Origin of the sequence: Marseilla massiliensis (assembly GCF_016899855.1) — a bacterium.
Classification (GTDB): Bacteria; Bacteroidota; Bacteroidia; order Bacteroidales; family Bacteroidaceae; genus Prevotella.
The window spans coordinates 36,531-50,420 of the sequence record NZ_JACJJG010000004.1 but is presented as its reverse complement, the minus strand read 5'-3'; the positions used below and the strand labels follow the sequence as shown (position 1 = coordinate 50,420).

8 protein-coding genes and 1 pseudogene are annotated in these 13,890 nt (G+C 45.5%); 5 read left to right on the top strand and 4 right to left on the bottom strand.

What is annotated here, in order from left to right; all coding sequences use genetic code 11:
* Positions 1-68 precede the first annotated feature (68 nt).
* From H6A34_RS01945 to lon, 4 genes and pseudogenes are all read right to left on the bottom strand, one after another.
* A pseudogene (locus H6A34_RS01945) lies at positions 69-1,224 on the bottom strand (DEAD/DEAH box helicase); the annotation flags it as partial.
* A 3-nt stretch (positions 1,225-1,227) separates the two neighbouring features.
* A complete protein-coding gene (locus H6A34_RS01940) occupies positions 1,228-2,403 on the bottom strand; it encodes an LptF/LptG family permease (protein ID WP_420870790.1) in 1,176 nt (391 codons plus the stop codon).
* A 63-nt stretch (positions 2,404-2,466) separates the two neighbouring features.
* Positions 2,467-3,594, bottom strand: a complete 1,128-nt coding sequence (tgt, locus tag H6A34_RS01935) for a tRNA guanosine(34) transglycosylase Tgt (protein WP_205103125.1) — start codon at positions 3,592-3,594, stop codon at positions 2,467-2,469.
* Positions 3,595-3,598: 4 nt separating this feature from the next.
* Positions 3,599-6,046: an endopeptidase La gene (gene lon / locus H6A34_RS01930; protein ID WP_205103123.1), complete on the bottom strand. Its 2,448-nt coding sequence runs from the start codon at positions 6,044-6,046 to the stop codon at positions 3,599-3,601.
* A 1,065-nt stretch (positions 6,047-7,111) separates the two neighbouring features.
* On the opposite strand from lon, the gene lpxD reads away from it, so the two are divergent.
* The 5 genes from lpxD to H6A34_RS01905 all read left to right on the top strand — a co-directional run bounded on the left by lpxD (position 7,112) and on the right by H6A34_RS01905 (position 13,890).
* Positions 7,112-8,152: a UDP-3-O-(3-hydroxymyristoyl)glucosamine N-acyltransferase gene (gene lpxD, locus H6A34_RS01925; protein ID WP_205103122.1), complete on the top strand. Its 1,041-nt coding sequence runs from the start codon at positions 7,112-7,114 to the stop codon at positions 8,150-8,152.
* 5 nt (positions 8,153-8,157) lie between these two features.
* Entirely contained in the window at positions 8,158-9,543 is a 1,386-nt protein-coding gene (locus H6A34_RS01920) for a bifunctional UDP-3-O-[3-hydroxymyristoyl] N-acetylglucosamine deacetylase/3-hydroxyacyl-ACP dehydratase (RefSeq protein WP_021947123.1), read from the top strand.
* A 56-nt stretch (positions 9,544-9,599) separates the two neighbouring features.
* The gene (gene lpxA, locus H6A34_RS01915) at positions 9,600-10,370 is read left to right on the top strand and encodes an acyl-ACP--UDP-N-acetylglucosamine O-acyltransferase (protein WP_021947124.1); all 771 of its coding nucleotides are present in this window, start codon (positions 9,600-9,602) and stop codon (positions 10,368-10,370) included.
* Positions 10,371-10,382: 12 nt separating this feature from the next.
* Positions 10,383-11,279: a tRNA (adenosine(37)-N6)-dimethylallyltransferase MiaA gene (gene miaA, locus H6A34_RS01910; protein ID WP_021947125.1), complete on the top strand. Its 897-nt coding sequence runs from the start codon at positions 10,383-10,385 to the stop codon at positions 11,277-11,279.
* Positions 11,280-11,376: 97 nt separating this feature from the next.
* Positions 11,377-13,890, top strand: coding sequence for a transglycosylase domain-containing protein (locus tag H6A34_RS01905; RefSeq protein WP_205103174.1), 2,514 nt, complete (start codon positions 11,377-11,379; stop codon positions 13,888-13,890).

Genomic DNA, 13,890 nt, shown 5'->3' with positions numbered 1-13,890 from the left:
TCTGTTATTCTTCTTTTTGCCATGGTAACGGCGGTCTTTTTTGCCGCTCTTTTCTTTTGCAGATTTTGTTAGTTTATATTCCGGTGCCTTACCTAAACCTTTTGGCAACGGTATTTTCTCAACTTCGTAACCGAGAAATTTCTCAATCTGCATAAACTTGCCTATTTCCTTGCCGCGTACAAGCGTAATAGCTATTCCGTCATGGTCTGCGCGCGCGGTTCTTCCTATACGGTGAACGTAGTCTTCTGAATCATGTGGAACATCATAGTTGATAACCATCGATATGTCGTCTATGTCAATGCCACGCGCTACGATGTCGGTTGCCACAAGTACATCGATCTGCCCGCTTTTGAAACGGTACATTACATCATCTCTTTGACTTTGCAATAGATCCGAATGCATCTCTCCACTATTTACTTTGGAGCCTATCAGATATTTGTTTATTTCCTTTACCTTGAGTTTGGAGCTTGAGAAGATGATAACTCTTTTTTGTCCGTATTTCTTGAAGATATCTTTTAGTACTCCGTTTTTCTGGTTGTCGTGACAAACACATGCCAACTGCTTTATTTTTTCCGCAGGTTTGCTTACTGCAAGTTTTACGACAGACGGCGACTTAAGGATTGTTCTTGCAAGTTCCTCTATTTTATCTGGCATTGTTGCCGAGAACATAATTGTCTGACAATTCTCTGGCAGCAGTTTGGCTATGGACAATATGTCTTCATTAAAACCCATGTCAAGCATGCGGTCGGCTTCATCAAGAACAAAGAAGGAAACGGAACTTAAGTCGACGTTGCCCATTGTTATATGGCTTATCAATCGTCCAGGAGTGGCTATTATGATATCTGCACCAAGTTTCATGCTCTTGTATTCTTGGTCGTAACGGTTGCCGTCGTTTCCTCCATAAACTGCAACACTACTGACGTTTCTCATGTAATAAGAAAAACCTTGCATGGCTTGGTCTATCTGCTGTGCCAGCTCACGGGTTGGGCTCATTATTACGCAATTTATTGACTCTTCTGGAAACCCTCCGTCATCGAGCATGCTTAAAATAGGCAGAAGATAGGCCGCTGTTTTACCGGTTCCAGTCTGCGCTATTCCAAGAACATCCTTACCGTCAAGTATTTCGGGGATACATTTTTCCTGTACAGGAGTACATGAAGTCCATCCCATATCGTCAATTGCGTCAAGAGTATTGTCGCTTAAGTCTAAATCGTAAAAATCCATATGTTAATTTGGTGCTTTGCGGTAGCAGAAGTATGCTACGATTGTAAAAATAATGTTCGGTATCCATGCGGCCAATATAGGCGGAGTATCAGCGTTTATTGCAAATGTTGATGATACTGTTTGCAGCATTATGTACGTGAAACTTAGCGCAAGGCCAATACCGAGGTATAGCCCCATACCGCCTTTTCTTTTTCTGGATGAGAGTGACAGGCCAATGGTCGTAAGGATGAATGATGCAAATGATGTTGCGATACGTTTGTGGTATTCAACTTCATATTGCACAACATTACCGGAACCACGGTCAATTTGTTTGTTTATGTAGTCTTTGAGCTGTGGACTTGTGAATGTTTCCTGCTGACCCTTTGAATAGACAAGATCCGTTGGTTCCATCATTACTACCGTGTCTTTGATTGAACCGCTGGTTATTGTTTCCTTCATTCCACGCAGTTGTCTTATTCTCCAGTTCCTTGCTTTCCAATGGTATTTTGAATCTGAAATTGTATCGTATTGCACTTCGGAGGCTGTCATGTGGCTTACGAGCTTTTTGTCTTCAAACTTGTCAAGACAAAAGCCGTAGCCTTTTTTCGTGTTGTTGTCGTAGTGTTGTATGTAAGCGATGACGCCTTGACCTACTTGCAATTGCACGTTTTCAGCCGATGTATTTTTTTTCTTGTTCTTATACATCGTTTCGAAATTCTGCCTTATTATTGTACCTTTAGGTATAACATAAGCTCCGAGCAGGAAAGTCATAACTGAGATTATTGCCGCCGAAATCATATACGGCCTCATGAGCCGTTTAAAACTTACTCCAGCAGCCAGCATGGATATTATTTCAGAGTTGCCTGCAAGTTTCGAAGTGAAGAATATTACGGCAATGAATACGAATAGCGGACTGAACAGGTTGGCAAAATATGGCACGAAATTCATGTAATAGTCTACTACGATAGCCCTTAACGGCGCATGATATTGCGTGAATTTTGCGAGGTTCTCATTGATGTCGAATACGATCGAGATTGAGATAATCAAGGCAATCGAATAAAAATAGGTGCCTATGAATTTCTTTATTATATACCAGTCGAGAATTTTCAAGTATCTGAATGGATTAATGAATTTCATCCATTTCATTTTTTTCCCGAGCCATGAAAATGACACGAAAAGCCAGTTAAGACGGTTTCTCATCCGCCTGTTAAATTTTAGAATCCTCCTGAATCGTCTTATATTTTTAGCTTTCATGCTATTACGTTATATTCTTTTACCAAGTTGGTCGATAACTGAAGATTTCCATTTAACAAAATCACCGGCTTCGATATGCGTGCGTGCGTCGTCGACGAGCCTAAGGTAGAACGCCAGATTGTGTATGCTGGCAATCTGCATGGCGAGCAGCTCCTGGGCTTTGAATAGATGATGGAGGTATGCCTTTGAATATATTTTATCTACGTCACAGCCATCAGGGTCAATGGGCGAGAAGTCTTTTTCCCATTTTTTGTTGCGCATGTTCATCGTTCCATTGTATGTGAACAGCATGGCGTTGCGTCCGTTACGTGTCGGCATAACACAGTCAAACATGTCTACACCACGCTCGATTGCTTCAAGTATGTTTTGAGGTGTGCCAACCCCCATCAAGTAGCGTGGTTTATCCTTTGGCAATATTTCGTTGACTACTTCAATCATTTCATACATGATTTCTGTAGGCTCGCCTACAGCCAAACCTCCTATGGCGTTACCGTCAGCGCCTTTATCTGCTACAAACTTTGCCGCTTCACGTCTTAAATCCTTATATGTACATCCTTGTACGATTGGGAAAAGTGTCTGGTCATAACCGTAAAGTGGTTCTGTCTCGTTGAATCTTTTAATACACCGGTCAAGCCAATGCTGTGTTAGCGTAAGACTTTTCTTCGCGTATTGGTAGTCGCTTTGTCCTGGAGGGCATTCGTCGAATGCCATTATGATGTCAGCCCCGATTGTCCGTTCCGTATCAATAACGTTTTCTGGGGTAAAGAAGTGTTTTGAACCATCTATATGTGACCGGAATTCACATCCCTCCTCCCTAAGTTTCCTTATGCCTGTGAGTGAAAAAACTTGGAAACCTCCGCTGTCGGTCAGTATCGGTCTGTCCCAAGTGTTGAACTTATGCAGTCCGCCTGCGGCATTAAGGACCTCAAGGCCAGGACGAAGATACAGGTGGTATGTATTTCCCAATATGATCTGGGCCTTAACCTGTTCACGCAGTTCGCTGAAATGTACGCCTTTTACACTTCCGCATGTTCCAACGGGCATGAATATCGGCGTGCGTATTTTCCCGTGCCCGGTTGTGATTATACCAGTGCGTGCGTCGCTTGCGTTGTCTGTATGTAAGAGTTCAAAAAACATGTTTTCAGTCTTCAATGTCGAATGTTACCGGATTTTTGACCATTTCGTCCGTCAACGCGAAATCCCATACCTCTTGGATGTTTTCAACGTAGTGGAAATTAACGCCGTCAATATATTCCTGTGATATTTCGTCAATGTCTTTCTTGTTGTCCTTGCACATCACGATCTCGGTTATTCCGGCACGTTTGGCTGCAAGTATCTTTTCCTTTATTCCACCAACAGGGAGCACTTTCCCACGTAGTGTGATTTCTCCCGTCATGGCCGTTTTTGCGCGTACCTTGCGTTGTGTCAGTGCGGATGCTATTGACGTGGCGATGGTTATACCTGCCGATGGACCGTCTTTTGGTGTAGCGCCTTCGGGAACGTGTATGTGGATATTCCAGTGGTCAAAGATTCGATAATCTATTTTCAATATACCGGCATGTGCCTTTACGTATTCAAGCGCAAGTATGGCAGACTCTTTCATTACGTCGCCGAGATTACCGGTAAGGGTGAGTTTCGAGCCTTTACCCTTGCTTAAGCTCGTCTCTATGAAGAGAATCTCGCCTCCAACACTTGTCCATGCAAGTCCAGTTACCACTCCGGCGTACTCATTACCTTGGTATATGTCGCGGTAGAATGGTGGATTGCCAAGCAATTCGAGTATTTCGTTGGGAGTAATCCGCGTGTATGGCAGTGCGCCTTCCTTGGCTTTCATGTATGCCAGTTTTCGCAAAGCCTTGTTTATTTGTTTTTCCAGTTGGCGTACTCCGCTTTCCCGTGTATATTGCTCAATAATTTTCTCGATGGCCTGCTTGTTGAACATCAGTCGCTTTTCATCGCTAAGTCCTGTGTTGCCTTTTTCTTTCGGTATTAAGTGGCGTTTGGCTATTTCTACTTTTTCTTCGGTAATATAACCACTTACCTCAATCAGTTCCATACGGTCGAGCAATGGCCGCGGAATGGTGTTCAGGTCGTTGGCTGTTGCGATGAATAGAACTTTTGACAAGTCGTAGTCCACGTCAAGATAGTTATCGTGGAATGCATGGTTCTGTTCCGGGTCAAGAACTTCAAGCAAAGCAGATGCAGGGTCGCCGTTAACCGTATTCTGTGTTACTTTGTCTATCTCGTCAAGTATGAATACGGGGTTGGACGAGCCGGCCTTTTGTATGCTCTTTATTATTCGTCCTGGCATTGCGCCGATGTATGTCCTGCGGTGACCGCGTATTTCGGCTTCGTCATGCAGTCCTCCGAGGGATATGCGTGCGTATTTGCGTTTCATTGCCGCCGCGATACTCTTGCCGAGGCTTGTCTTACCAACTCCCGGAGGGCCATACAGACAGATGATAGGTGATTTCAGGTCTTTCCTTAAACTCAACACAGCCATGTATTCCAAAATACGCTCCTTGACCTTCTTCATGCCATAATGGTCCTTGTCGAGTATTTTCTCGGCGCGTGCCAGGTTTAAGTCGTCTTGGGTATAGCTTTCCCATGGAAGGTTGACCATAGTCTGCAAGTAAGTCAGCTGAACGCTGAACTCTGGGCTCTGCGGGTTAAGGATGTCAAGTTTGTCGAGTTCCTTGTTGAATGTCCTTGCTATGTCTTCAGGCCATTTCTTCTTTTTGGCCTCGTCAAGAAGTTCCTTCTTTTCCGGACAGCTTTCGCCGCCTGACAGCTCTTCCTTGATGTTCTTAATTTGCTGTTGCAGGAAGTATTCGCGCTGCTGTTCGTCAATATCCTCGCGTGTTTTTGTCCTGATATCGTGTTTTATCTCGAGCAGTTGCATCTCACGGTGCAGAATCTTGAGCAGTTTGAACAGGCGGTCCTTAAGCGAGTTGGCCTTAAGCAGCTTGATTTTTTCCGCCGTCTCGAACGGTAGGCTTGTGCACACGAAGTTAAGCAGAATTACTGCGTTGTTAATGTTTTGCAGGGCAAATTGTGCCTCGTCAGGTATTTCGTCGTTCTTCTTTACGTAATCGATTGTGACGTTCCGCAGATCCTCTACGGCCGTCATGAATTCTTTGTCTTTTGTATCGGGTATCTTCTCCGGTGCGACCTCTACCGAGCCCATAAGGTATGGCTCTGTACTTTTAATCGCCGTAAGCCGGCATCGGCCCAGACCTTGCAGTATGACGGTCAGGTTGTTGTTGCCGCCGGGCATTTCGAGCACTCTTATTATTTTCGCGTATACGCCGTATTCGTACAAATCCTCTTTCTTCGTGGGATTGTCTTCGTCTGCGTTTTTCTGGCAGAATACGGCAAAGGGCTCGTCGGGTAGTTCCTTAAGACGGTTTACCAGACTGAGGCTCGCAGTGCGTCCTATAAGTACCGGCGACACAACGCCGGGGAAAAGTATGAGGTTGCGTGTCGCAAGTACGGGCATGTCGCCGTCTTTGTTACCCTCGAACAGTTTAGTTATGTCTCCTTCGTAATCGGCTATCATCGAAAAGGCACCGTTAGAATCTTTTTTCATATTGTCTTTAATTGTTGCGGACTTGCGCATGAGGCTGTAACCGGCAGCATATCCGTCGTAAACAACCTTTAGCCCGTAATATCGTTTCAAAAATACACTATTGGGGTGCAAAGTTACTTATTTTAATCGACATAATGTCGGCGGTGCTTAATTATTTTCATTTAATTAAGTACTATTTAAATGAAGGCGGACAAGGCATGTACGGGTGTTGCCGTGGCTGTGCATGATAACCGGCATGTTTCCCGAGGATAGGAAGTCTGATTACGTGGTATGCGGGTGCGTCGGTAATGACATTTTACATAAAGTAAGCGTTTCTTTGTTTTTACTTTCTTTCTGGATTTTGTAGGCGTTCTGGTTTTGTGTTATTTTTCACAGTGAAACCATTTTGCTGAAATATCGCATGAAAATGTGTGCAAATATAATCGGTTGTGTATCAGTAAGATATATGTAAAACTATGCATATGTGCAATAAAAAGTGACTGAATGATGGGCATATTGCGGCTGAAATCTCTTAATATCGCATGTTTATGTCCATGAAAAGTCGGTTTTTTCTTGTGCAAAAGACCGCTTATTGTCTTGCTAAGAGCGGTCTTTTGCAGTCGAAAGGGCCGTCTTTCGGTTGTTAACCAGTCTGTATTCGTGCTCTGGAAATTCTATTTCGCTACTTTTTGTTGATGTTTTTGCTGTGCCGTTATGTTGCAGAAAACTTTTTAAGCCTTACATTTTGTTATTTGAAAAGTGTGACGGCGAGTATGTTGGCGTAAACAGGTAAATGTCTGTTTTTTAGCGTTTTTTGCCGCTTTGGCGTAATTGAGTGTGGAGCTGCCATATTCATTGCCCGGAATTATATATGCCTTCGCGATTATGCAATGATGTACAGCTAGTTGTCATGTTATGTTTCGCGGTTTGCTAAATGATGTGCCGTTGAGGCTGTATAGTATTGTATTCGTTGCGATTACGGCCAAAATACGTTTTACGCACTTGCAAAAATAAAAACTTTTTCCCTTTTATTTCGCTTAATCGAAATTTTACACTATCTTTGCATTTAAATGTAATTATATTGCAATGGAATTTACCGCAAAACAGATAGCAAGTTTCATCGGAGGCAAGGTTGAGGGTGACGAAAATGCCACGGTACATACTTTTGCCAAGATCGAGGAGGGTACGCCCGGGGCAATATCGTTTCTGTCGAACCCGAAATATACACATTATATTTATAATACGAAATCGAGCATAGTCCTCATAAACGACGACGTAGAGTTGGCCCAGCCTGTTGAGGCTACGTTGATAAGGGTTAAAAACGCTTATGAATGCGTGGCTAAACTGTTACAGCTATACCAGGCTTCACTGCCGAAGAAAACGGGCATAAGTCCGCAGGCTTTCGTTTCTGAAAGGGCCAAGATAGGCAAGGACTGTTATATAGGGGCGTTCGCTTACGTTGGCGATGGTACGGTGATAGGCGATAATACGCAGATTCACCCTCATGCCGTGGTTGAGGATGGGGTGACAATAGGCTCGGGATGTATCATTTATCCGAATGTCACGATTTATGACGGATGTAAGCTGGGCAACAACGTGACCATACATGCCGGCTCTGTGATAGGTGCCGACGGCTTTGGTTTTGCGCCCAACACCGAGGGGTACGACAAGATACCGCAAATCGGCATAGTCACGATTGAGGATAATGTCGAAATAGGCGCCAATACTTGTGTTGACCGTTCGACCATGGGCACTACGATAATACGCAAGGGTGTTAAGCTTGACAATCTTGTACAGATAGCGCACAATGTTGAAGTGGGCGAGAACACGGTAATGTCGGCCCAGGTAGGAGTAGCCGGCAGCACCAAGATTGGCAAGTGGTGTATGTTTGGAGGGCAAGTGGGCATATCCGGACACATCAACATCGGCGACAAGACGTTCCTTGGAGCGCAGTCGGGAGTGCCTGGCAATATCAAGGGTAACACAACGCTTATCGGCACACCGCCAATGGAACCTAAGGCTTACTTTAAGTCGATAGCCATAACACGCAAGCTGCCGGAGATATACAAGCAGCTCGGAGAATTGCAGAAACAAGTTGAAGAATTAAAAAACACAAATAATAAATAAAGGACATGTCTAAACAGAACACCTTAAAGGGTAGCTTTGCCTTATGTGGAAAAGGACTACACACCGGGTTGAGTCTTACCGTGACTTTTAATCCGGCAGCTGAAAACACAGGATATAAGATACAGAGGATTGACCTTGACGGACAGCCGGTAATCGACGCGGTAGCCGAAAATGTTGTGGATACACAGCGCGGGACGGTACTTGGACGTGGCGACGTAAAAGTCTCTACGGTAGAGCACGGACTGGCAGCTCTCTATGCTCTCGGTATCGACAACTGCCTTATACAGGTAAACGGACCGGAATTTCCGATACTTGACGGCTCTGCTGCCCAGTATATAAAGAAAATTCAGGAGATAGGCATTGAGGAGCAGAACGCGCCGAAAGATTATTACGTAATTCGCCATAAGATTGAGGCCAAGGATGAGGAGACCGGCTCGTGCATAACCATTCTTCCTGACGAGGAGTTCAGTATTACGGCTATGTGCTCGTTCGACTCGAAGTTCATAAACAGCCAGTTCGCTACACTTGACCACATGGAGGATTTTGCCAAGGAGATATCTCCTGCGCGTACTTTCGTTTTCGTGAGGGACATTGAGCCGCTGCTTAAGGCTAACCTGATAAAGGGTGGCGATATGGATAATGCCATCGTAATCTACGAGAGGCAGACATCACAGGAACAGCTCGATAAGCTTGCCGATTTCCTGAACGTACCTCATCTTGACGCGACTAAACTCGGCTACATTCAGAATAAGCCATTGGTGTGGGAAAATGAATGTACACGCCACAAGCTACTTGACATCGTAGGTGATATGGCGCTTATCGGAAAGCCTCTCAAAGGCCGTATCATAGCGACCCGTCCGGGCCATACGATAAACAACAAGTTTGCCCGTTTGATACGCCGTGAGATACGCAAGCATGAGGTTCAGGCTCCGATATATAATTGCAACGAAGCCCCGATAATGGATGTTAACCGCATTCGCGAGCTTCTTCCGCACCGTTATCCCATGCAGCTTGTCGACAAGGTTATAGCCTTGGGACCGAGCAGTATCGTAGGAGTGAAGAATGTTACAAGCAACGAACCTTTCTTCCAAGGACATTTTCCGCAGGAGCCTGTAATGCCGGGAGTATTGCAGGTTGAGGCAATGGCACAATGCGGCGGACTGCTTGTGCTTAACACCGTAGAGGAGCCAGAGAGATGGTCAACTTATTTCATGAAGATAGATGACGTTAAGTTCAGGCAGAAGGTAGTGCCAGGTGACACTTTACTGTTTAAGGTGGATCTTCTTGCGCCGGTACGCCATGGAGTATCATCAATGAAAGGATACGTATTTGTCGGGGACAAGATTGTGTCTGAGGCAACGTTTACGGCACAAATCGTAAAGAATAAGTAATATCGGAATAACCGGAAGGGCAGAGTATAGGTCTGCCCTTTTTCAAATAAAAATATATGAACCAAATAAGTCCGCTAGCGTATGTACATCCGGAAGCAAAGCTGGGTGACAACAATATAATAGGGCCGTTTTGCTATATTGACCGAAATACTGTAATTGGTGACAACAATGTGTTCCAAAATGGTGTAACCATTAACTTCGGGGCGCGTATAGGCAACGGTAACGAGATTTTTCCAGGTGCAAGTATAAGCACAAAACCGCAAGACCTTAAGTTTAAGGGCGAAGAAACAACATGTGTGGTCGGCGATAATAACAGTATTCGTGAAAACGTAACGATATCAAGAGGTACAGCCTCAAAAGGAACCACCACTGTCGGGTCGAACAATCTGCTTATGGAAGGTCTGCACATCGCACATGACTGTGTAATCGGGAGCGAGTGTATCATAGGTAACTCTACCAAATTCGCGGGTGAGGTTATTGTTGACGACCGTGCAATAATAAGCGGCAGTGTACTTGTACATCAGTTCTGTCACATCGGAGGGTACGTAATGATTCAAGGTGGCTGCCGCTTCAGCCAGGACATTCCTCCGTATATTATTGCAGGCAAGGAGCCTACAAGGTATTGCGGAATAAATCTTGTAGGACTTCGCCGTAGGGGATTCAACAACGAGTTGATTAACAATATCCATGAGGCTTATCGTCTTCTTTATTCTAAAGGTGTACTTAAGGAAGGTATAGACGAGATACGCAGGAATTTGCCTGACTGTGAGGAAATCAACTATATAATAAGGTTTGTCGAGAACTCGAAGCGAGGCATCATAAGGTAAGTTGTTTTACTTATGAAGACTCTGATTGTGATAGTAGGCCCTACCGGGGTGGGGAAAACCGAGTTATGCCTGAAGGTTGCTGAAGCGTTCGGCACAGTGATTGTCAATGCGGACTCAAGGCAGATATTCAAGGAGATTCCTGTAGGAACGGCAGCGCCTACTATAGCAGAGCGCCGAAGGATCAGGCATTTTTTTGTCGGCAATTTGCACATTGACCAATATTATAATGCGTCAATGTTCGAGAATGACGTTATTGCGTTGTTGGATACTCTTTTTAAGGAGAAAGATTATGTCATAATGTCGGGAGGCAGCATGATGTATGTTGATGCCGTGTGTAACGGCATTGATGATATTCCGACCGTTGATACCGCAACCCGCAGTAAGGTGATGCGTGAATACGAGGAGAAAGGCCTTGATTATATATGTGGCAGGCTTGAGGAGCTAGATCCAGAGTATTATAGTATCGTTGACAAACGCAATCCCAAACGTGTAATCCATGCTGTTGAAATATGTCTTTCCACCGGCAGGACATATACGTCGTTCCGGGTTAACGCTAAAAAGGACAGGCCGTTTAATATAATAAAGGTGGGGCTTACGCTTGATAGGGAACAGCTCTATGAGCGCATAGACGGACGGGTTGACCGTATGGTGGCTGATGGATTGATTCAAGAGGCTGAAAAAATGTACCCTTATCGTAACCTTAATTCATTGAACACTGTTGGCTATAAGGAGCTTTTTGATTATTTTGATGGTAAGTGTACGCTTGAGGAGGCCGTTTTCAGGATAAAGTGTGACACGCATAAGTATTGTAGGAAACAGCTTACTTGGTTTAAACGTGATAAGGACATACATTGGTTTTCGCCGAATAATGTTGAAGAAATCATAAATTACATACGTTCTTGCAAGTGATATGTGTCTTTTTCACTACTTTTGCACAAATAAGCAGAGATAATAAATAATTTTACTCAATATGTTCGAAGGATTCAAAAACTCGTTTATAGGCAGGATGTTAGGCACATGCCTGCGTAAGGCTAAGGCGTTTGGCCATTGGTATGTCGGCCTGTATAAGGGGCGCAGATGGTATGTTAAGACGCTATCGGTGATAGTGTCTTTAATCATTGCGTTTATCCTTTATTTGGGTATGGTTGACATCAACTTCCTCTGGCTGTTCGGTAAGTCTCCGGGATTCTCGCAAATAAAGAATCCATCGACAAGCGAGGCTTCCGAGATATATAGCGCCGACAGTGTGTTGATAGGTAAATTCTTTAGCGAGAACCGTACGCCCGTAAAGTATGAGGATGTGAATCCTGTGTTCTGGAAGGCTCTGATTGATACTGAGGACGAACGCTTCTACAAACATCGTGGAATTGACTTTTATGGTATGTTTGCCGTTCTCAAGGACGTCATTGTCAGCCATGAAGCCCGTGGCGCCTCTACCATTACGCAGCAGTTGGCCAAAAACATGTTCCGTGTAAGGACGCAGTATTCTACAGGATTGCTTGGATATATTCCGGGAATCCGCATTCTTATAATGAAAAGCAAGGAGTGGATTATTGCCACGAAGCTTGAAATGCTTTATGACAAGAAGGATATTCTAACGATGTACGCCAACACCGTAGACTTTGGCTCGAACGCCTACGGAATCAAGACAGCTTGCAAGACGTATTTCGGTACTACGCCGGCTAAGATAACGGCCGAGCAGGCAGCAGTGTTGGTCGGCATGCTGAAAGCCACTACATATTATAATCCGATAACGAATCCGGAGAACAGCCTGCAAAGGCGTAATGTCGTCCTGCACAACATGTTGGAACACAATGACATTACGGCTGCCGAGTATGACTCAATTAGCGCCATACCGATAAAGCTCAATTACAGTGTGGAGAGCAACTATGACGGCCAGGCGATGTATTTCAGGGAGGCGATAGCCGATTACTTGAAGGATTGGTGCAAGGAGAACGGGTACGACCTGTACAGCAGCGGCTTGAAAATCTATACGACGATAGACACAAGGATGCAGAAATATGCCGAGGAGGCGGCGAGGAAGCAGATGCGACAGGTGCAGCGTAATTTTGACCGCCATTGGAGCGGACAGGATCCATGGCGGGATGAGAACCGCCAGGTGATACCCGGGTTTATCGAAAATATAGCCAAGCGTCAGCCCTACTACAAGTTCTTGCAACAAAAGTATCCTGACAGTCCTGACTCTATAACGTTTTACCTGAACAAGCCGCATAAGGTGAAGCTCTTTGACTATGATAAGGGCATGGTGGAGAAGGAGATGAGCACAATGGACTCAATCCGCTACATGGTTAAGTTCATGCATTGCTCATTCGTTGCTATGGAGCCGCAGACGGGTGCCGTCAAGGCTTGGGTCGGCGATATTGACTTCAACTCGTGGAAGTATGACAAGGTCACGGCGATGCGCCAGCCAGGCTCTACATTTAAGCTGTTCGTATATACCGAGGCCATGAACCAAGGACTGACTCCTTGTGACAAGAGGCGTGACGAGTATATCCGTATGGAAGTGTACGACAAGGCCAAACACGGCATGACGACATGGACGCCGACTAATGCCAACGGCCATTTCTCGGGTGATTCTATACCATTGAAAGGCGCATTTGCGCGGAGTATCAATTCGATAGCCGTCAGGCTCGGCCAGGAGATGGGAATTAAGAATATAGCCAAGACGGCGCACGACATGGGTATAGAAAGCCCGCTGGACGAGCAGCCTTCGTTGGCTTTAGGTTCTTCTGACGTTAATCTTCTTGAGATGGTTAACGCTTACTGTACTATAGCCAACGACGGTAAGCATGTACCGCCAATGCTGGTGACGAGAATCGTCGACCGTGACGGCAACGAGGTTTATACAGCACCCGAGGAAGAGAAGCAGGTGATACCGTATAAGAGCGCCTTTTTCATGCAGCAACTCTTGATGGGCGGACTTCGTGAACCTGGAGGGACGTCGCAAAGCCTGTGGGGATACATAAACAAGGCCCAGGACACTGATTTCGGCGGCAAGACAGGAACGTCCAACAACCATTCAGATGCGTGGTTCATGTGCGTCAGTCCCAATATCGTTGTAGGGGCATGGGTAGGCGGTGAGTACCGCAGCATACATTTCAGGACGGGGGCTTTGGGACAAGGCAGCCGTACTGCCTTGCCGATATGCGGATATTTCATCCAGTCGTTGATGGGCGACCCGCAGTTCGGCAGATACCACGGACGTTTTAACAAGCCGCAGGACGATGACATCACGCGTGACATGTATATGTGTGACAGCTATTATCCGGCGAAGAAAGACACCGCTCTTGTTGATAGCCTGGCTGTTAATGCAGACTCAATACTTCTTGACGGTGAAGGCAACGCCGTGCCCGCGCTGGAGGTCCAGGGGCAAGGCGGCGCCAAGCAGCCTGCTGCCGGTCAGGTTGGGAACGCCAACGCCGCCCATGGCGGAAAGAGCGGGCAAAGGAAGGACAACGGCAAGCCACGCGAAGAGGTTATAAGGTTCGATGACTTATAG